Annotated in this window: 16 protein-coding genes and 1 tRNA gene (1 of these 17 cut by a window edge); 5 read left to right on the top strand and 12 right to left on the bottom strand. The window is 60.6% G+C overall.

Features of this window, described 5'->3' with window-relative positions:
- Positions 1 to 1,084: 1,084 nt before the first annotated feature.
- A complete protein-coding gene (locus SAS01S_RS00180; RefSeq protein ID WP_066802964.1) occupies positions 1,085 to 3,334 on the top strand; it encodes an nSTAND3 domain-containing NTPase in 2,250 nt (749 codons plus the stop codon).
- Between the two features lie 239 nt (positions 3,335 to 3,573).
- Here SAS01S_RS00180 and SAS01S_RS00175 read toward each other — a convergent pair whose 3' ends face one another.
- The 4 genes from SAS01S_RS00175 to SAS01S_RS00160 form a co-directional block, all read right to left on the bottom strand.
- Positions 3,574 to 4,443 (bottom strand): hypothetical protein, encoded by an 870-nt coding sequence (locus SAS01S_RS00175; RefSeq protein WP_157082599.1) that lies wholly within the window; start codon positions 4,441 to 4,443, stop codon positions 3,574 to 3,576.
- 221 nt (positions 4,444 to 4,664) lie between these two features.
- Positions 4,665 to 6,170 (bottom strand): argonaute/piwi family protein, encoded by a 1,506-nt coding sequence (locus SAS01S_RS00170; RefSeq protein WP_084238347.1) that lies wholly within the window; start codon positions 6,168 to 6,170, stop codon positions 4,665 to 4,667.
- A complete protein-coding gene (locus SAS01S_RS00165; protein ID WP_157082598.1) occupies positions 6,167 to 8,116 on the bottom strand; it encodes a toll/interleukin-1 receptor domain-containing protein in 1,950 nt (649 codons plus the stop codon). The genes SAS01S_RS00170 and SAS01S_RS00165 overlap by 4 nt, the downstream gene beginning before the upstream one ends.
- Before the next feature lies 1 nt (position 8,117).
- Positions 8,118 to 9,761 (bottom strand): anti-phage dCTP deaminase, encoded by a 1,644-nt coding sequence (locus SAS01S_RS00160; protein ID WP_218016217.1) that lies wholly within the window; start codon positions 9,759 to 9,761, stop codon positions 8,118 to 8,120.
- Positions 9,762 to 10,298: 537 nt separating this feature from the next.
- Between SAS01S_RS00160 and SAS01S_RS00155 the strand changes: the two genes are divergently transcribed.
- Positions 10,299 to 10,829 carry a hypothetical protein gene (locus SAS01S_RS00155; RefSeq protein WP_066802955.1) on the top strand — a complete coding sequence of 177 codons (531 nt, stop codon included), beginning with the start codon at positions 10,299 to 10,301 and terminating at the stop codon, positions 10,827 to 10,829.
- Entirely contained in the window at positions 10,826 to 11,473 is a 648-nt protein-coding gene (locus SAS01S_RS00150) for a hypothetical protein (protein WP_157082597.1), read from the top strand. The genes SAS01S_RS00155 and SAS01S_RS00150 overlap by 4 nt, the downstream gene beginning before the upstream one ends.
- On the opposite strand, the gene SAS01S_RS00145 is transcribed toward SAS01S_RS00150, so the two are convergent.
- The 4 genes from SAS01S_RS00145 to SAS01S_RS00130 all read right to left on the bottom strand — a co-directional run bounded on the left by SAS01S_RS00145 (position 11,445) and on the right by SAS01S_RS00130 (position 14,390).
- Positions 11,445 to 11,885 carry a DUF5681 domain-containing protein gene (locus SAS01S_RS00145; RefSeq protein ID WP_066802949.1) on the bottom strand — a complete coding sequence of 147 codons (441 nt, stop codon included), beginning with the start codon at positions 11,883 to 11,885 and terminating at the stop codon, positions 11,445 to 11,447. The genes SAS01S_RS00150 and SAS01S_RS00145 overlap by 29 nt on opposite strands.
- A gap of 113 nt (positions 11,886 to 11,998) precedes the next feature.
- Positions 11,999 to 13,309 (bottom strand): site-specific DNA-methyltransferase, encoded by a 1,311-nt coding sequence (locus SAS01S_RS00140; protein WP_066803150.1) that lies wholly within the window; start codon positions 13,307 to 13,309, stop codon positions 11,999 to 12,001.
- Between the two features lie 85 nt (positions 13,310 to 13,394).
- A complete protein-coding gene (locus SAS01S_RS00135; protein ID WP_157082596.1) occupies positions 13,395 to 13,853 on the bottom strand; it encodes a hypothetical protein in 459 nt (152 codons plus the stop codon).
- A 446-nt stretch (positions 13,854 to 14,299) separates the two neighbouring features.
- Positions 14,300 to 14,390: transfer RNA gene (locus tag SAS01S_RS00130), tRNA-Ser, on the bottom strand.
- A gap of 88 nt (positions 14,391 to 14,478) precedes the next feature.
- Here SAS01S_RS00130 and SAS01S_RS00125 point away from each other — a divergent pair.
- The gene (locus SAS01S_RS00125; protein WP_066802943.1) at positions 14,479 to 15,375 is read left to right on the top strand and encodes a peptidylprolyl isomerase; all 897 of its coding nucleotides are present in this window, start codon (positions 14,479 to 14,481) and stop codon (positions 15,373 to 15,375) included.
- A 131-nt stretch (positions 15,376 to 15,506) separates the two neighbouring features.
- Complete coding sequence (locus SAS01S_RS00120; RefSeq protein ID WP_066802940.1) at positions 15,507 to 15,923, top strand: DUF2147 domain-containing protein; 417 nt, start codon at positions 15,507 to 15,509, stop codon at positions 15,921 to 15,923.
- 178 nt (positions 15,924 to 16,101) lie between these two features.
- On the opposite strand, the gene SAS01S_RS00115 is transcribed toward SAS01S_RS00120, so the two are convergent.
- The 4 genes in view from SAS01S_RS00115 to SAS01S_RS00100 are tightly spaced (at most 1 nt apart) and all read right to left on the bottom strand, a layout consistent with a single transcriptional unit that may run on beyond the window.
- On the bottom strand, positions 16,102 to 16,683 hold the full coding sequence (locus tag SAS01S_RS00115) for an ABC-type transport auxiliary lipoprotein family protein (RefSeq protein ID WP_066802938.1): 582 nt from the start codon (positions 16,681 to 16,683) through the stop codon (positions 16,102 to 16,104).
- Between the two features lies 1 nt (position 16,684).
- The gene (locus SAS01S_RS00110) at positions 16,685 to 17,635 is read right to left on the bottom strand and encodes an MlaD family protein (protein ID WP_066802936.1); all 951 of its coding nucleotides are present in this window, start codon (positions 17,633 to 17,635) and stop codon (positions 16,685 to 16,687) included.
- Positions 17,635 to 18,438, bottom strand: coding sequence for an ABC transporter ATP-binding protein (locus SAS01S_RS00105; protein ID WP_084238358.1), 804 nt, complete (start codon positions 18,436 to 18,438; stop codon positions 17,635 to 17,637). The genes SAS01S_RS00110 and SAS01S_RS00105 overlap by 1 nt, the downstream gene beginning before the upstream one ends.
- Positions 18,438 to 19,209 carry the 3' portion of an ABC transporter permease gene (locus SAS01S_RS00100; RefSeq protein WP_066802930.1) on the bottom strand. The gene runs 344 nt beyond the window's last position, so the window shows 772 of its 1,116 coding nt (coding positions 345-1,116); its start codon lies off the right edge, out of view — the gene reads right to left on this strand; it ends in the stop codon at positions 18,438 to 18,440. The genes SAS01S_RS00105 and SAS01S_RS00100 overlap by 1 nt, the downstream gene beginning before the upstream one ends.

Here is a 19,209-nt window from a genome sequence, read left to right as displayed (position 1 = left end):
CTTAGGGAGGACAGAGCCAAGGGTGGAAATTGGCCTAACTGAGCTGATCGAAATTGGCCGCGCAAAGCTCTTCAAAGTCCAAGATCCGGCGCGAATCGAAAGAAACCTTCGAGGGAACGACGACGACGATGTTCGCTCAGCGTCAAGTATCGCTTTCAAATCGGAAACTGATGAGGCTGCCATCAGAGCGCTGCTCGATCTAAAAGGAGTGCAGGTAGCTGTCGGCTCCGCGATCCTCTCTTGGTGTTTTCCCGATCGGTGGCCGGTTATTGATCGCCACGCATGGAGAGCGCTGTCAGAGTTCGGACTGCTATCTGGTCGATCGGCTAATCTACAATTTAGCGCGGCAGAGTACGCTAAGTTTTGCGAGGTCGTCCGTTCAATCGCCAAATACGTCGGGCGGCGACCACAAGAGATCGACACTTGGCTATATTCATTTGCCAAATGCGGTTTGACAACTGCGGACGTCCGATTTCGATGATATCCGGATTGGCCAGTTAGCGCCCTAAATTCAGTCGTTCGCTATCGGCATCTTGAACCCCGAAACCTGCCGCCATTGATGCTACCACTCCTTCGATCACACGGGGGGTTGAGGCCTCGCCGCCGTGCTGCTGTCGGGTTCTTCCGTGTGGAATGGCGACATTGGCGCGAGTTTATAACCCTGTATCTCGAACGGATTCATGGACGCGGCCACGAACCGCGAACCGCCCCAGACCGGCGGAGGGTCGATCACTAGGAAACGGCGTCTAGGAAAAGGTCTAGGTCGTTCAGGACGGACGGGGCATCGAATTGCCCTACGCTGGCGCCTACCGCCGCGCTTTCACGGCGAACTCGCTCGATTCCTATCGACAGTGCAAGGAAACGCTGGCGAGTCTGTTAGAAGCGCTCCGCGCCGAAGAGACCACTGCGGAAGGCTGCCGGCGAGGATTGAGAAAATACCTTAGCGGAAGCGTCCCGCGGCGCCGCATTTCGATGACGGTTCTCTGGGGTTGTGTCACTGTCCGCTGCTTAGTTGACGTAGCGTTTGCAGCAGCGCCCGGGCGCGTTATTTTGCTGCCTGCCGAGCGCGGCAAGAAAGATCGCGATGATATTGCAAGGCTACGACAAGGATTTCGCGCTCCACACGATCGGTTGGCAGGCGTTCCAGGATCTGGTCGTAACGATCGCCGAGGTCGAGTTCGCGCGTCCGGTGACGCGCGTCGCCCGCGTCAAGGATCAGGGGCGCGACGGTTCCTTCTATGGCGTGCCCGACGAACCGGTCGTCGCGAACGACACGCGCGAGACGACTATCCAGTCGAAGCACAGCGTCTCGTCGACGACGAAGCTGACCCTCGCTTTGCTCGGCGAAGAACTGGAGTCGGTGCGCGCTCTGGTGTCGTCGGGCCGCGCCGACGGCTACGTGCTAGTCAGCAGCATGAGCCTGAGCGAAGCCGAGCGCGTCAGGATCGTCGCGGCGCTCCGAAGGGCAGGGGTTGCCAACCCATTTGTGTTCGGCCGCGAATGGGTGGTCGCCAAAATCCTCGAGCATCCCAAGGTCCGTGCGCTGGCGCCGCGCGTTTACGGCCTGGGTGATCTGTCCTGGATCGAGAGCGAACGCGCCCGCAAGCAGGCGATCGCGATTCTCGACACGATGGGCGAGGGGCTGCGCTGCTACGTCCCGACCGCGGCCCATCATCGTGCGGTCTGCGCACTCGACAAGCATCACTTCGTGCTGCTGCTGGGCGATCCCGCCGTCGGTAAGTCGTCGATCGCCGCAGCTCTTTCGGTCGCCGCGACCGACGAGCAGGGTTGCGACGTCATGTTCGTGCGCAATCCGGGCGAATTCCTCGCCAGCTGGAATCCGGAGATCGCCAACCGGTTGTTCTGGATCGACGATGCCTTCGGCGCGACCAAGCTCGAGTCCGCGTTGATCGATCCCTGGAACAAGGCATTCTCCGCCATGCAGGCGGCAATGAAGCGCGGCAACCGCTTCATCCTGACCTCACGCTCGCACATCTGGAACGACGCGCGCCGGGGGCTCAAGACCGGTGCATTCCCGCCACTCGCCCATGGTCATGTCGTGGTCGATGTCGAGAGCCTGAGCGAGGCCGAGCAGCAGCGCATCCTCTACAATCATCTCCGGTTCGGGACGCAGCCCGCCGACTTCAAGCAGATGATCCGGCCGCATCTCGACGGCGTACTCTCTGCGGGCAATTTTCGCCCCGAAATCGCCCGGCGGCTTGGCGATCCTGCGTACACAGCGAGAGTCATGCCGACGCTCGACGGCCTCAAAGACTTCTTCGCCCGTCCCGAGGCCTTTTTGCTCGACACGCTCACCAACCTGCCCGACGAGATGCGCGCCGCGATTGGGCTCGTCTTTATCAACGGCGGCCGGCTTGCCTCGCCGATTGAAGCCGACGAGGCGCAGTCGCTGGTCGAGAACCTTTTCGGTGTGACGTCCGCGCAAATCCGGCAGGCATTGCAGACGCTCGAGGGCAGCTTCGTGCTCCTCGCGCGCGAAGGCGACCGCGCCTTCTGGTCCTACAAACACCCAACGATCGGCGACGCTTATGCTCGCCTGATCGGGCAGGAGACCGAACTGGTGACGCTCTATGTCCGCGGCGCCAGAGTCTCGCAGCTGCTCGACGAGGCGATCTGCGGCGGGTCGGCGCGGGCCGGCATTCTCGTACCGCCCGACCTCTACCCGATCGTCCTTGCACGGTTGCCCAAAAGCGGCGACACCAACGAAGCCGTCCGGCGCTTCCTGCTCCGTCGCAGCGGCGCGGCGTTTCTTGCCGCCTTTCTCGCCCGCTATCCGGGTCTTTTGACCCAGGGATCCTTCACCCAAGCCCCAATCGCCCGGGACGACTGGGCGCTCCTCGCGGTCAAGGCCGCTCGGCACGCTTGTCTGCCCGACGGGGTGCGCGAGACCTTGCTCGAGCGGCTGCGGACGCATGTCGAGGAATTTGGCGATGTCAGCTTCCTCATCGGCGACGAATTCGATCCGGTCCTGACCGATGCCAACCGCGCGGATTTCGTGGCACTTGCGCGAACCGGCCTCGCCGAGCGGTTCGAGATGCTGATCGACAATGAGAGCAGCAATTACGATCACAGCTGGGATCCCGATCAGTGGTTCGAGGATCTCCGGAGCCTGATCTCCGAGCATGCCGAACTGTTTCCCGGGGATGAGACGATCGAGGAAGCGGTCGAGGACGCGCAGTACCGGATCAACCGGGTAGTCAACGGATTGGAGGAGAGACGCGGACCGGGTTCCTATTATGGCGGCGACCGCCGGCAGGCGGCATCCCCCGTGACCGACGCATCGGGCCGGTCAATTTTCGACGATCTCCTCTGATGGAGGAGCGCCTAGCGCTGCTCCGGCTGACGAACGCGGGATGATTGGCGTGTGCGCTGGCGGCCTGCCGTGGCGCCTAGCGCCGCGCGGACCACTGCACGATCTCTGCTTAAAGCGCCGTGGTTATGTGCGGATAACCGATTTGCTCGTCTTAGGAGTGGTCGACCGGTTCAGAGCGCAAGTGTGCGCGACCAAGCATCGCAACCTTGGTTCTATGATCGAGACGGTGCGGTAAGGCCCTAAAAGGGGTAGTCGATCGCTTCGCCGGCGAACTCGTCGCCCTCCACGAAGATTGGGCCATGTGTGTCCCCAATGCTCCAACGTGGATACTGATTGATCTGGAACAGATCGCGCCATCGTGCCGCACGCCGCACAAATTCGATGCCGAACTGCGCGACGCCGACCACCACAACAGCTGCGACGGCTTCGAGCGCTCGGATTAGTGTAGCACGGTTGCCATGCTGCTCGCGGTCATGCTTGACCGCGTTGTACGCAGCATACCATTCGATCGACTCGGTGGGGTTCGCACCAAGCCAGCCGTTAAAGGGCGCAATGGCTTTGATCCAAGGATATTCCGGGAATTCGATCGCATAGTCAGCAAGTCGCAACGCTGCCTCCAACTTGAAATAGTCATTGGTCGACCAACGCGGATTGGGCAGATGAGCTTGATAATGGTTCGCCCGCAAAATACCCTTCCATTGCGCCTCTACCTCGGTTGCAGCGAGCAGCAAGATGTTACGAAATTCGCCACCGAACACCCCAAAATTGGGCTCGGAGGGGCCGACGACTTGGAAGCAAGTTCGTAACCGATCGGCTAACATGGCAATCTGGATGCTCGCGCTCGCCTGCTCGTGGGCAAAATCAAGACCGCGGTAAAATGGCGTCGGAAAATCGCCGGGATGCTGGTGGTTCGGTCGCGCCATGCGCGCAAAATAACGACCCGGCGGAATGTTCATCGGTTCGATAGTCCAAGCCGTGTCCTCGGCCGTCGGCTGCAAACTGCTCCTGATGCAAACAATCGGATCCGCACCGTCGGGTATCTCTGCCCAAGTCGTCGAGAACAGCGACGGGCTTGTCACACCCATTACATGCGCATGAGTCTCGGCCACCGCCCAGATACGCGACGGTAGGTTGTAAGGAGTCCTTGAAGGCTCGGCTCCGAAAAAAGTACTCGTGGCACTGGGGAGCCGATTAAACGTCCGCGGAACTGGCGTTCCTAAATCTGTTGCTATTGAGATGGACATTAGCCCTGCAACATCTGAAAGGCTCGTCGCAAAGCGCAGAGTGATGAATTTGTGTGCTTGCGCCGCAGCATAGCGGTTTTAACCTGCTATATATAGTGTCTGAAGGGAAGCGGCGGCAGCGCCCCGACCGGGCCTGCAGTAAGAATTTCCCCTACAGAATCAGCAAAACGGAGCGTCACGGGAAGGCCGTCGCCGTAAATGCAGGCGTTGAAATTCACTTTAGTGAGACCAAGCACATCCTTGCAGACCTGGATGATATCGCCTTCCCCGCGTGTGATCTCGATCGACAGCGGGTTGGGGACTTCACGCCCCGCATAGGTATTCAAGGCGGCGACAAATCCGGATGACCACAAATAGGCGGCTCGCTCATCCACCTGCAGCGTCGTGCCCCTCAGAACCGGGGTTCGCCCAGACCGAAAGAGCTTAACGTCGCTCGATCGCGCAATGCGGACGCCAACCAACTTTACGTCGTCGGGGAGCGCGGAGGTGAAGCCCTCCCACTCATCGTTATTGAACCGCGTTCGGGCATGCAGAAAAACCTCTTTCGGTGGCTTTCCATTCTCTGAAACATATTCCTCGAGCACCGACTTCATCAATTCCGCGGCGTCATCGCGACTGAGATGGAACTCTCTACGTTCAGGATGCCATTTTCCAATCGCGCCTTTGAAGACTAGGCCGTCGCCGGAGTTCAGGAACATTTGCGCGCCACAGCAGGCGCTCGTGCCCGTCGGGTCTTGGGCGTCCTTCTTGTAGACTATGCCAATATAGCAAACGCCCTCTCGCACCGCGTGCAGCTTCCAAGGCCGTCCGCCGGCCTTAAAATAGGATGTCGTGGTCAGATTCCATGCGAGGGTCGCCGGGTCCTGCAAGCGGCGGCTGTTTCGCGCAAAAAGAGCGGGTGCCTCAAGGGAGGTTTCGCGAACGATCTGAACGACCGCCTTTGTGTCGAGGAGCCGTGCCTTCAGTTGGTTATGAAAATCGAGATCATAGGCATAGACCTTGGCCTCATCCATATCTTCGGAAAACAGCGAAGGCTGAGAGCGAAGCCGCCGCGCGATCCGCGCGTCGATTCGCCTCTCTATGCGCTCTCTTTCCGCGAAGGGGATGCGGGATTGGGGCCGCCCTAAAACATAGACTTCTTCTGGGATGACCACGAACCATAGGTCTACATCGACATCATCTTGACGAGTCTTTTTCCGGATAGCGCTCTCGAAGAGGGAAACCGCTTCATAAATGCCTACATGACGATCCGAGATCCGAAGCGCCCTTGAAATATCGCTGGTCGAGATTGGAAGTTCGGCCATTGGCTGTAGCGGCCATGGTGTTCGAAAAACCGCTTCGAAGCCCGGATAGCCAATCTGGTGCAGGGCATCCTCGCGGGCCGCCGGAATGAAGCCGTTTATGGATTTCACCCACTGTTTGTAGAGCTCGACGCCAGTCGGCGTGCCAACCACGCCGACGCGCATCGACGCCGGTCGACGCGCGTCGAGCGGACCGAAGAGAAACAAGCCCTGTTTCGGGTCATCCAATATCTGACTATAGCCAAATTCGAGGAACGGCTCGGCATGATGGCCGACGAAGAGGCCCGTCATTGCTCGCGGTCCTGCGAGTCAAATGCAAGCGTAAGGCCGACCTCCTCTTCATCGATATCCGGATCCTCCTCATCACCCGTCGTGGCTTCCTCAATCAAGATTGTTTCCGCATCCAGAGGCGAGACCGGGCATTCGAAATCGCTCATGGTGGGTGACAGGCCTATTCCACCATCGCCGGCATCCAAGCTGATTTCGTCAGAACCTTCTGACAGGAAGAATAGAAAGGCAGCGATCAGGTCGCGCCATCGATCGTTCCACCAGCTCTTGCAGAAACCGCGTCGCAAGGCGTGCATGCGAGCCGCGCTTTCGAGCGGTGTGATCCCATCTTCCGAAAAGATTACATGCGGCTTGATCACCAGCGTTTCGGGATGGTTGGGGAGGGGCCTTAGCTCCGCTGCAAAATGCCAGAAAACACCTCGCTTCTGACTAAAGCCTACGAGGGACTTTGTTCGTTTTTTGCCCTCGCGATCTATGAACGACGCTTTGTTGCCTTCAAGCTGGCCGTTTTTCAGAAACCAGCAACTCGCACCGGACGCCAATGCAAAGGCAGAGAGATTTCGCTGCTGGGCGGTCCGCGCCCAAGCTTGGCGGACAAGATTGGAGATCATCCGCTGCGCGATATGGGATTTGAGAGTCGGGATCTGATTCCATCGGCCTTTGAGAAACTCGCTCGTCGCCACAGCTCCGGACGAGCTGGCATTTACCCCCGTCAATGTTGCCGATAGCGCCGTGGTGGGCGCAAAGGAGAGGAGCAGGTCTCCGAACTGCACATGGGGGAGCTGAAGCGTTTTCGTATAATCGGCGATCCGATTGGCCGGGACGGGAAGGGTCGAGGCGTAGACCGCCGACGGCCAGCGCCGCACTTGGAGCCAATTAACCGACACCGGATCCGCTCTGTCGATCAGGCCCAATTTGCTTTGGAGGCGATCGTGGATGATCTTGCCCACATTCGAGGCAATATCCTTCACGTCCGACGGCACGCGGTCGCTCTCGAGCACTTTGAGCAACTGCGCGAGCCCCGCAGCCCAATTTCCGTGAAAATCGAGGATGTTTCGGCGCTGCAAATTGGCACGAAAGTCAAGAAAATTGGTTTCATCAATTCGAAGCGGAATGACAAAATTGGTGAGACCAAGATTGCGTTCGATTGAGAGAGCGAGGGCGATTTCGTCGAGCACACCCGGCCGCGTCTGGGCGAGGCCGCTGGCGGCGACAATGACCTTGGCCGCGCGGTTTCGGATAATGTCTTCTATCGTGTCCCAAAACAGCTCGCCGCCGCCCAAGCGCTCGAAATCGGTCCAGACTTCATATCCGCTAAGAGTGAGCTGCGTCGAAAGCCAGCTCGCAAAGGGATTGTCGTTCGGCGTTGCATGGCTGATGAAGACGATTGATCTGCTGTCCGACACCGGTGCGCTTCGCACGGCCGGAACGCGCATCGTCTGCCAACCGGCTGGGTTGGCTTGATCCAAGATGGCGGCGAATGCATCCATGAAGGCGGCAGACGAGCATTTGGCATCAAGGAGGATCGCGACTGGGCCTTTTACAGCGGTGTCCGTTTTGAAGACGCGCTCCAGCACCGCCCGCGCCAATGGCTCGGGCGCCCCCGCATTTTGCCTCATGTGCGCCGGTCCGATAAGGGCGCCCAGATCATGATATTTGGCGCCAGCCTTCTCGAAGATGGAAAAGACAAGCTTTCGATTGAGCGTTCCGATGTCAAAGCGCGGGACGACGCGCAAATCTATGACGTGCGTTGGCTGTGATGAAATAATCAGCGACAAAAGCTCGGCTTCGTCGACGGTCGTGAAGTCGATGAACATCAGGATATTGGGATCAGCCCGCGCAAATAGCGATCGCTCGCTGGCCATCGGTTCAAAGGCTTCGGGCGCATGTTCGACCGGACGGGGAGCCGTCTCGACAATTCTGAGGTGTTTCGGGGGTGTTTTGGACAACTCAGCTCTCAGCCAGTTTGGCTTCAAGGTCGGAATAGCTGACCGCGCGCAAATGCCATGGCGTGCCCCAATCCGGTTCGCCCTGCTGTAACTGCCCGAACATCGAATTTTTAAGGTCACGATCCTTAATAAAGGCCCGCCGATACATGCGCGGCGCCACACCTACGAACGGGCGAAACAGGACGCGCTTACCCGCTCGGCTCGGCGGCGACCAGTCCTTGACGCTAACCTGAATGGAGTCAGCGTGCAGATCGATAGCCCGACTCTTCGGATAAGGTTCGATAAACTGGACCTCATCCAGGCCGGCGCTGACAATGTGTCGAGCACAATAGTGGCAGGGGAAGGTCGTAACAAAGAGGCGACAGCCAACCGTTGTTATACCTTCACGGCCCGCAGAAAGCAGGGCGTCCATTTCCGCATGGACCGCCCGGCTGAATTCCAGAAGGTCCCCAACACCGCTAGAACGCAATTCTAGGAGTAGCTTCTGCTTCCGTATTCTATCTGCCGCCTTGAGTTCCGGTATCTCGTCAATGAACCGCTCAATCAGGGAGTTCTGTTCCCTTGTGCTGCTGCAAAAAGGGTCAGACCCATTCAATTTCCGATAGGCACATCGGTGATCGTCCACATGGTCCGTGTGGTCGGTATCGAATGTTTCGCCATAGACGCCGCCGCCGGCGCGCGGGACCTCGTTCGTACCGGTTGAGACGACATTCCCCGTACTGTCCACCAGCGCTGCGCCGACCTGTCGAGAGAGGCACGCGCTTCTCAGCCCCGCGCCATAAGCATGATGCATTGCAGTTTCTTCGGTCGACGGCCGGACGATTTCCGAATGGCTCACGATTTTGACCAGCCTGGACAGATGGTCGTTCACGTTCCAATCGGGATTTGCGGCGCCGCTATCTGTGGTTCGATCAGGCGTGTTATCGATAAAGAAGTCCGAGAGATGAAAAGCGTCCGTGACTCGCTGGCCGAACCTTGAAGCGGCCTTCGCATCTCGCTTCATCAAATCCTCGCCGTCCGTCCTTCCGGCATTCTTATACTTCTCCATGATTCGCTGGAGGCGGACCTTTTCATCGCAAACAACACCGATGAGAACGAACGCATCCTGATAAACATGTCGCAGCAAATCGACCTCAGCCGGATTCCGGATCGCGTCCAAGATGTAGGCTCTACGTTTGCCATCGGGGGCAATGGCCACGCCCGCCTTCAACTCACTCCCGATCTTCTCCGCGCGCGTGGACCGTATTCTTTTAACAAGGGCGCGTGCTACGGCGGACGCATCGTTTGATGCGACGCGCATCTTGTCGCCGAGATCTTGAAGGCTCTTCGTGGTCTCCAGATCGTTTCTGTCAGACGTTGGCAGCGCCTCTCCTACGTCCGTCGCCCACTGCTCGATCTCATTGCGCGCTTTCAGGACCTCGGCTTCGTAGGGGCCGCCGGGTAGGTCAGCTTCTTCAAGTAGGTTGTGAAGGGCTTCCGCAATCTCGCTTGTGCCCGACCCCACATGTCCAACCACCGCTACGATCAGCTCGTTCGCCGTCGCTTCCAACACAACCTCGCGCGACGGCTTCGCGGACAGAGCTGAGTGCTGGGTTTCCTCGACAGCGGATGTGGATGTTGTTGCCATCCAGACGTCATCGCGCACACCTGCTCACCTAGCAAGAGCGGAGCTATCTACAAGAAGAGCCGTTTTGATCGGTACGCCCTAGCTTTTTACCAGCCCGGGCCCATGAGGTCGGTGCGAATGATGTCGGTATCGGAGGCAATGACCGCATGGACTTTTGCGCACCGAGAGTGGGCACTGATGATAACCTTGTCCACGCTTACAGACTTCGCTGAATTGCTTTGCAATGTCTGCTTAGCTCAGCGTTTTGCCCTAAACCGGACAGGCAGCAGACGGCCCAGAATCTGCCGAACATATAGCCAGAATAGACTTGCCAGTCGGGCCAAACAGAGCAATTTGGTCCCGCTCCCGTGAAAGCCGGGGGCGGGGCGTGGAAACCCCGAAGCAATGCATCTCGGTCGTCCGAATATCGGTGGCCGGGTGGCATGCGCGCATGTCCAGCCGGCTTGCCGGTAAAGGCGCATGCGCTCTGTGCATTGCCAGGGTTTCCAACATCCGGCTTCGGCCGTCGCCCCGAGAGGACATAGGAGCGACGCGGTGGAGCCAAAAATTGATCGGGTGACGGATAGGACGGCGCCAGTCGCATCTCCCGACCTGTTCACGCATCAATCGAGCGAGGTCGAGAAAGCGCTGGAATATCGCTTCCTCGCCGATCTGACGGCAATGCTGCTGATGCGCGGCATCCCCTTTGAAATCCTTAGGCCCGATGTCGATGCCCGTGGCCACGATCTCGTGATCGAGGCTGGCGGCGTTCTTCGCCACATCCAACTGAAGGGCTTGGGCGAAGGAGGCCGCCGTAGCGACTTCACGCTCCATCAAGGCCTGACGTCCCGACCTTCGGCCTGCGTTATCGCGACCGTCTATGACCGCGCGACGCTGCAGCCGACGGGTTACCGCTGGCTAGGCGGACCACCGGGGTTTCCGATCCGACCGCTGGGTGAGCGGCCAGCTTATCACGCGCGAGGCGCGAGAACCGAGCGCCCCGATCACAGGACTGTGCGGCTTTCGCAATTCGACCGCGTCGAGACAATGGGCGATCTGGTCGATCGACTGTTCGGATCGGTGAATGTCGCGGAGATCGCGGCATGAGGCGCCTCGTACTGGCATCGCTTGTTGGCCTGACAATCGTCGCGTCCGCTACCGCAAGAAAGCTTCCGCCTCCTGCCTGGCAGGTGATGCGAACCAGCGATCCGATCACCGGCAAGAACAGCTGCGTGGTCGCTGCCATCGATCATGCCGCCGGCCTCTCCTTTACTACGACAGGTTCGATCTACCCGTTCGTCGAGAATAACTCGGAACTCGGCCTGCTGGTCGGCGTCAGCAGCGGCGGCAAGGCGAGACTGCCGACCGGGGACATCGTCTGGCGGGTTGACGACCGCCCGTTCCGGGAACTGAAGGCCGCGGATAGCCCTGTCGCGGCATCGACCTCGAACGACCCCGCCGCGCGCGCAATGAGCCAGACGCTTGCCCTGATCCGTTCGTACTCGGCCACGAGCACGGTCGCTAGCAGCGACAAGGCACGCGACATGCTCGATGAGATGATCGCCGGCTCGTCTCTCCAGTTCCGCTCGGCAAATTTAACCGCAAGCTATGGATTGCCGGACGACAGGGAGCAAATGACCGGACGGCTGACAAAGGACGGTCTGCGGCCATATCCACTGGATGCGAGCTTCCGAGATGCGCTTGGCCAGTGCGGCATCAGCGCTATCTCTCGTCCTCCTTCGAGCCGCTAGAGAACTTTTCGAAAGTCTGCTCCCGAAAGGGAGCTTGCTGCCGAGCAGTGGATGCTTCCCATTCGTCGAGAGGAACCGAACATGGAACCAGCAATACGCCGCCACGCTTTTCGTTCTTTGGAGCGAGTTTCTCGCGAAGAGCCTGCCACATCTGTATGGCCTTCAAATCGCCCTTCAGCGCCTTGGCCCGGATCACCAGCAATTCGGCCTCACGAACAGTGATCATCCGTCCATTGTGTTCGATCAGTTCCTCGGAAAGCCGCTCGATTATGGCGCGATCCGAATTGTCCTGTGGGGCTGGCTTCTGCTTTTTGCCACGTCGCCCGGTCGGATTGGCACATTGGCCCTTTTTGAACCGCGTTGTTTTGGGCGGTCTTTTGTAACCGACCTCGTAATCATCATTGTCGTCCATGGCTGCTCCGTTACGAAAACGTTTTGATTACTGTCGCCCTGACCAGCGCGCATTCCTGCAAATGAAGACTGATTTATATGAGGACCGGCTCCGAAGTGCCGGTCCCGCCAAGGTCAGTCGAGCGCGGTCTCGACGTCCTGGAACGTGCAGCCTATTCCATCCAGAATGGCCTTGCCGCCGGTGGTAGTCTGCCAGCGCCGTATCGCCACATCGACGTAGCGAGGGTCAATCTCGACCGCGCATGCGCGCCGGCCGGTTTCCTCCGCCGCCATTATCGTCGTTCCTGAACCGGAAAACGCATCCAGCACGATACCGCCGCGTTTGGAGCAGTCGCGGATTGCATCAGCGATCATCGCAACCGGCTTCACTGTCGGGTGCATCGCAAGCTCTTCGTCCCGCTCCGCCTTCAGCGAATTGACCCCGGCGTAATCCCACACGTTCGTGCGGTAGCGGCCGTGTTGGCCAAGCTTGAAATTGTTGACGTGCGGGCTCGTCCCCTTCTTAAAGGCGAACACCAGTTCGTGCTTCGAGCGGTAGAAGGTCCCCATGCCGCCATTGTCTTTGTTCCAGACAATGAGGTTCTTGAGCTCATCGTAGACCGCGTCCCCTGCCGCCATCACCTCGCGAATGTGCCGCCAATCCATGAACACGTAGTGGATAGAGCCATCGACACTGGCGTCCGAGAGGTTTTGCAGCACTTCTTTGAGAAAGCCTTCGAACTCGGCCCCGCTCATTTCCCCCGACGCCATTGCGAACTCGCGGTGCTGAACCTTTCCGAGCCCGCAGACGTGGCCACTGATCGGCACGTTGTATGGCGGGTCCGTGATCACCATCCCTGCGCGCTCGCCACCCAGCAGCCTTGCGTAGACCGCGGGATCGCGGGCATCGCCGCAGATCAGCCGGTGGCGGCCCAGCGTCCAAAGCTGGCCCGGTGCTGATACCGAGGCGCCATCGATCGCAGGCTCCGGAATCTCATCCGCTGACGGCCGCTCCGCTGCATCGATCGCGGCAAGCAGACCTTCCAGTTCCGCGTCCGCAAAACCGGTGAGCGCGAGATCGAACGCCGGATCGAGTTCGATGATCGAGCCCAGCTCAAGCTTGAGCAGTTGCTGATCCCAGCCCGCGAGCTCGGCCAGCCGATTGTCGGCAATGACGTATGCCTTGCGATCGGCTTCGGTCATTCCCTCGATCCGGACCACCGGGACCGACTGCATGCCTAGGGATTTCGCCGCCGCCAGTCGGCCGTGCCCTGCAAGCACCCTGTCGCCTTCATCGACAAGAACTGGATTCACGAAGCCGAATTTCTGAATGCTGGCTTCGATTTGCTTGAGCTGTGCCGGCGAGTGTGTGCGCGGGTTGTTCTTCCGGGGCTTCAAGAGAGCGACGGCGCGCTCCTCAATCTGCCGTGTGCCCAATCTGACCATTTCGTTCAAAGTCGCCTCCATGCATAAAGGAGGTGTTCGATTGTCAGATCTGCGCTGCCGGCGAATTCATGGAATAGCGTGGGTTTTAGATGACGAACGCGTCCTTCGAGATCGCGTTGAGGAGAGCCGGACCGGTCATATTGAAACTTAGGAAACGGCTGACTTCTTCGGCTGCCTGGCGGCAGGGTTCGAGATCGCCGCGAACGTGCTTTTGCCCACTCCGCTTTCGCTCCGCCCTGATCTCAGCCGCGCGATCCTCGATCATCACATCCGCAATGGCCAATTTGATGGCGCGCGAGACTCCGCCACGCTTGCGTCCGCGGGACGACTTCAACTTTCGTTTCAGCGCTAGCGTCGCATAGTGCTGCACTATCGGATCAAGGAAAGCTGCGGGATCGGACTCAATGACGCGCAGCACCTCGGAGGCGCGGATCGGGTCCTCCTTCTCGCCTTTCCTGCGCCGCTTGTTTTTCTCGTGCTTGCGGTGCAGCCAGCCAGGGCTGTTGGGGTCGAATTGGTAATGGAGGGAGTGCGGGTGGTGCATCTTCGTTCCGGTCGCTGGGGAGCCCTGTTCTGGCACAGAAACTTCAATCCCAGGTTTCAGATGGCGAACAGTGCAAATTTTTTCCCGGTTCTGGCCAGAATGATCCGATTTCCTCGGCCGACGCTTCCCGGTTTCGCATGGAATGAATTCCCAGTTTAGATCGGGTAGGAACTAGCAACTACTCAATAAATACGCGCTATTAGCGCAGCTTACCGCGTGAGAGCTCATAGGTCATAGGTGCGAATTCGCTGTTTCTTCTCCTGAACCGGGAAATCGATCGCGGAACGCAAACCGTACCGTCACAGCGCGGCGTAGAGAAAAGCCGCCAGATTTCTCTCATTCTGGCCCCGCACTCGTTCTCCGCGGTACGCAATTATCGCCAGAACTCGCGAAACTGCCCGGGATTTTGGCCTCTTCCTATATCTTCGGCGAAAATAAAGACCGACTGGCGGAGCGGGAGGGATTCGAACCCTCGATACGCTTTTGACGTATACTCACTTTCCAGGCGAGCGCCTTCGACCACTCGGCCACCGCTCCGCATTGCCGGGAAGCGTCGCCCCTAGAGATACCCGCGCGTCCACGCAAGCGCTTGCCGGATCGGGCGGGGGTGTGGCAGCTTCGGTCCATGCCGATCCTGCTCTCGCTCGCCCTCGCGCTCGCCGGCCAGCCCGCCGCCGACGCTTCAAAAAAGCCCGCGGCCACGCCGCCGCTGTCACCGACCGAGATCGCCAACAAGGCGCCGTCCGCCGCGTGGCGGACGATCGCCGACGACGACATCCTGATCTTCACGCTCGCGAACGGGCGCAAGGTGATCATCCAGCTCGCGCCCGCTTTCGCGCCCCAGCACGTCGCGCGGATGCGGACTCTCGCCAACAGGAAATGGTGGGACGACACCAGCGTCTATCGCATCCAGGACAATTATGTCGCGCAATGGGGCGACGTCACCGAGAAGAAGAAGCTGCCCGAAGGCGTCGCCGATGAAGGGCCCAGCGAATATACGCGGGCAGGGGGCCTGCCGGTGGTGCGCATGACCCGACCCGACAGCTTCGCCTCGATCGCAGGCTTCACCGCCGACGGTTGGCAGGTCGCGTCCGACGGCAAGCGTAGCTGGCTGACGCATTGCTATGCGATGGTCGGGGTCGGCCGCGACCTCGCGCCATCGATCGGCAGCAGCGCCGAGCTGTACGCGGTGATCGGCCACGCGCCGCGCGCGCTCGATCGCAATATCGCCCTGGTCGGGCGCGTGATCGAGGGGATCGATGCTCTGTCCTCGCTCGAACGCGGCACCGGCAAGCTCGGCTTCTACGGCGACGGGCAGAAGCCGACACCGATCGTCAGCGCACGGCTGGCGAGCGCCTTGCCGGCAGGCGAGCGTCCGCGTTTCGAATATCTCTCGCCTGCCAGTGCCGATTTCGCGCGCTATCTCCACGCGCGCGAAAACCGCGAGCCGCCGTTCTTCACCGTTCCCGCCGGCGGGGCGGATATCTGCAACGTGCCCGTCCCTGTACGTCGCAAGACCTGACCGGCGCATCGCAAGACTTGATGCGCGCATACGAATTCTTGCCATGATCGATATCGGCAGCGCCGCATTGCCGCCCCATATTCGCGGCAAAGCACGCTAGCCGCGCCAGGCGGGAAAATCAGGAAATCGTTATGTTGTCGCTGCTTACCATGGCGCTGGCGCTTGCCGACCAGACCCCGCCGGTAGCGCCATCGGTCGATGGCGTGTGGGCCAATCCCAAGGGAACGGTCCAGGTGCGCACCGGGTCGTGCGGCGACAAGATCTGCGGCTGGATCGTCTGGGCGAGCCCCAAGGCGCAGGACGATGCGCGCAAGAAGGGCGTGAGCCAACTGATCGGCACCGAACTGTTACGCAGCTATCGCGCGACCGATCGCGGGCATTGGGCAGGGCAGGTCTATGTGCCTGACATGCAATCCGCTTTCTATTCGACGATCACCATGGTCGATGGCCAGACGCTCAACATCAAGGGCTGCATCCTGGGCGGGCTGTTCTGCAAGGCGCAGATCTGGCGCCGTGTCGCGAGCCCGGCGGCGATGTCGGCGCGCTGATACACCTGGTTGGTAAATCCCCTCTCCCGCGTGCGGGAGAGGGAGGGGCCCGCCGCGGAGCGGTGGGAAGGTGAGGGTCTTCTCTCTTCTTCCAAGCGGACTCGTCGAAAAAGAGGAAAGAAGACCCTCTCCCAACCCTCTCCCGCAAGCGGGAGAGGGCTTAAAGTCGCGGGAACACTTAACTCCCAACCCAGTCGGCGACTTCGCCGGCGACTTGGTTGGCGGCCTGGTTGAGCGCCGGGCCGACCGAATTGGCGTCGATCTGGGTTACCGGGACGCGTGCCTCGAATTTCTTCTTCTCGACCTTGCTCGCATCGCTCCGGATCAGCGAGCCCTCGAACGTCACCACTGCCTCGTGCGTGCTGCCGTCGATCCCGAAATTCCGCAGCTCGCCCGACAGGCGTGCGCCGGGGTCGCTGAACGACTGCGCCGGGGTCAGCACGACGCGGCCGGTCTTGGCGGCGATCGTGTCCGACATCAGCCGCGCGAACAGCCGCTGCGGTGCTTCGACCCAGGCGACATCGGTGACGTAAGCAAGCTGGTCGCCGGTCTGGACGGGCACGCGCGCGACCGCCAGCGATTGCGGTACTACCGGCACCTGAATGGTCACGGTCTTGGCGTTCGCCGAATTCTGCGTCGACCCGACCGGCAAGGCCGCGGTCGAGTTGATCGTCAACAACACCTTGGGCGGCTTGCCGCCAAAGCTGAGACAGCCCGCGAGCGGCAGGGCCAGGAACAGGGGAAGAAAGCGCTTCGTCATCTTACTTGCCCTTGTAATCGGGGAGCTTGGGACTGCCGACGATCGACCCGGCGCCGCCGCGATCGACCTTGTCGGCGACCGACGACAGCGACTGCGACATCTGGCGCAGATCGTGGATCAACTGGCCGAGCTCGGGAATGGTCTGTTTCGAGAAACTTTGCAGCCCCGGCCGGGCATCGCCGATCGCGGCGTCGAGCGTGTCCATCGACTTCTGCGCCGACGCGACCGCCTTGTTCAAATTGCCGAGGGTCGGCTTGACGTCGTTGGCGAGCAGACCGTTGGTCGTCGCCGCCAGCTCGCCAATCTGCTGCGATGCCACGCCCGCCTTCTGGATCGCGATGCGCGTCTCGGCCAGTGTTGCTGCGATTTCCGGCCCGCGGTCCGACAGCGCCTTGCTCAGCCTGTTGGTGTTGTCGAGGATGCCGGCGATCGACGCCTGGTTGCGATCGCTGAGCAGAGCGGTCAGCCGCTCGGTCAGCGTCGTCAGCCGCTCGAGCAATTGCGGCGCGTTGGACAAGAGCGCACCAAGCCCGCCGGGCTTGGCCGGGATCAGCGGTACGCCCAACGGGCAGGCGCTATTCGAGCAATCGATCAGCGGCCGGCCGGCCTGGGCGCCGTCGAGCTGGACGGTCGAGGGACCGGTGAAGCTGCCCTGGATCGCCGCGGTGGTGCCGAGCAGGATCGGCGTCTTGTCGTCGACCGACACCCGCACCCTGACGAATTCGGGAGACTTGGCGTCGAGCTTGATGTCCTTGACCTGGCCGATCGGCACGCCGGAGAAATTGACCGCCGACCCCTTGGCCAGGCCGTCGACCGATTGCTTGAACTGGATGTCGTACTCGCGCTTGCCCTCGGCGCCGAAGTGCGAGATCCACACCATGAACAAGGCGAGCACGGCGAGAAGGATCAGGACGACCCCACCGACCAGCACATGGTTGGAACGCGTTTCCATCAGTCAGCCCCTGCCTTGCCCTTGCCCGCTTCCTGCGTCGCCACCGCCGCACGGCCGCGGGGGCCTTTGAAATATTCTTCGATCCACGGATGATCCAACGCAACCAGCTCGTCGATCGTGCCAACCGCAATCACTTTCTTGTCGGCGATTACCGCAACACGGTCGCAGATCGCGTAAAGCGAGTCGAGATCGTGCGTAATCAGGAACACGGTCAGGCCCATCGTCCGCTGCAGCGAGAGCGTCAGCTCGTCGAACGCCGCCGCGCCGATCGGGTCGAGGCCCGCAGTCGGCTCGTCGAGAAACAGCAATTCGGGATCGAGCGCCAGCGCGCGCGCCAGCCCGGCGCGCTTGCGCATGCCACCCGACAGTTCGGCGGGATATTTTGGCCCGGCATCGGCGGGCAGGCCGGTCATCACCACCTTGTACGACGCGATTTCGTCGAGCAGCGCGGGGTCGAGGTTGGGATAAAATTCCTTGATCGGCACCTCGACATTCTCGGCGACGGTCAGCGTCGAGAATAAAGCGCCGCCCTGGAACAGCACGCCCCAGCGCTTGCGGATTTCGATCGCCTCATTTTCCTCAAGATCGACCGTGTTTTCGCCGAACACGGTGATCTCGCCCTCATCGGGTATCTGCAGCCCGATGATCGACCGCATCAGCACCGACTTGCCGGTGCCCGACCCGCCGACCACGCCCAGTATCTCGCCGCGCCGGACGTCGAGGTCGAGCCCTTCGTGCACGACCTGCTCGCCAAAACTGTTCCTCAAACCGCGCACGCGGATGACGATGTCGTCGTCCGCCATCAAATCCATCCGACCGACGAGAAGAACACCGCGAAGAAGGCGTCGAGCACGATCACCAGGAAGATGCCCTGGACCACCGCGGCGGTGGTGCGCAGCCCGACCTGTTCGGCATCGGCTTCGACCAACATACCCTGGAAGCACCCGGCGATCGCAATGATCGCGCCGAACACCGGCGCCTTGATCATCCCAACATAGACGTCGCTGATCGGCACGACTTCGCGGATGCGCTGGATATAGGTGACCGGCGGAATGCCGAGCGCGATCCAGCACAACAGGCAGCCGCCCATCATTGCAACGAGCGCCGAATAGAAGCCGAGCAACGGCATCATCACCACCGCGGCGAGCACACGTGGCACGACCAGCGCCTCCATCGGCGACACGCCGATCGTCCGCATCGCGTCGATTTCCTCGGTCAGCTTCATCGTGCCGATCTGCGCGGCGAACGACGATCCCGATCGCCCCGCGACCATGATCGCGGTCATCAATACGCCGAGTTCGCGCATCGACAGGCGCCCGACCAGGTTGATCGTATAAACCTCGGCGCCGAACTGACGCAGCTGCACTGCGCCTTGCTGCGCGATGACGATGCCGATCAGGAAGCTCATCAGGCCGATGATGCCGAGCGCCGAGACGCCGACCACCTCGAATCGCTGTACCGTCGCGTTGAAGCGGAAGCGGCGTGGGGGCACGAAGATGCTCTTGAGGATCGCGCCGAACGCCAGCGTCGTTGCACCGAGAAAGCCGAGCAGGCCGACCATCGTCTTGAAGGTC

Origin of the sequence: Sphingomonas asaccharolytica NBRC 15499, from assembly GCF_001598355.1 — a bacterium.
GTDB lineage: Bacteria > Pseudomonadota > Alphaproteobacteria > Sphingomonadales > Sphingomonadaceae > Sphingomonas > Sphingomonas asaccharolytica.
This window is presented reverse-complemented; position numbering and strand designations above follow the sequence as displayed.

Coding starts and splice junctions, on each gene's coding strand:
- SAS01S_RS00135 (WP_157082596.1), bottom strand. CDS start 13,853: ATGCACCACCCGCACTCCCTCCATTACCAATTCGACCCCAACAGCCCT.
- SAS01S_RS00120 (WP_066802940.1), top strand. CDS start 15,507: ATGTTGTCGCTGCTTACCATGGCGCTGGCGCTTGCCGACCAGACCCCG.
- SAS01S_RS00140 (WP_066803150.1), bottom strand. CDS start 13,309: ATGGTCAGATTGGGCACACGGCAGATTGAGGAGCGCGCCGTCGCTCTC.
- SAS01S_RS00180 (WP_066802964.1), top strand. CDS start 1,085: ATGATATTGCAAGGCTACGACAAGGATTTCGCGCTCCACACGATCGGT.
- SAS01S_RS00170 (WP_084238347.1), bottom strand. CDS start 6,170: ATGACGGGCCTCTTCGTCGGCCATCATGCCGAGCCGTTCCTCGAATTT.
- SAS01S_RS00105 (WP_084238358.1), bottom strand. CDS start 18,438: ATGGCGGACGACGACATCGTCATCCGCGTGCGCGGTTTGAGGAACAGT.
- SAS01S_RS00115 (WP_066802938.1), bottom strand. CDS start 16,683: ATGACGAAGCGCTTTCTTCCCCTGTTCCTGGCCCTGCCGCTCGCGGGC.
- SAS01S_RS00150 (WP_157082597.1), top strand. CDS start 10,826: ATGAGGCGCCTCGTACTGGCATCGCTTGTTGGCCTGACAATCGTCGCG.
- SAS01S_RS00110 (WP_066802936.1), bottom strand. CDS start 17,635: ATGGAAACGCGTTCCAACCATGTGCTGGTCGGTGGGGTCGTCCTGATC.
- SAS01S_RS00125 (WP_066802943.1), top strand. CDS start 14,479: ATGCCGATCCTGCTCTCGCTCGCCCTCGCGCTCGCCGGCCAGCCCGCC.
- SAS01S_RS00145 (WP_066802949.1), bottom strand. CDS start 11,885: ATGGACGACAATGATGATTACGAGGTCGGTTACAAAAGACCGCCCAAA.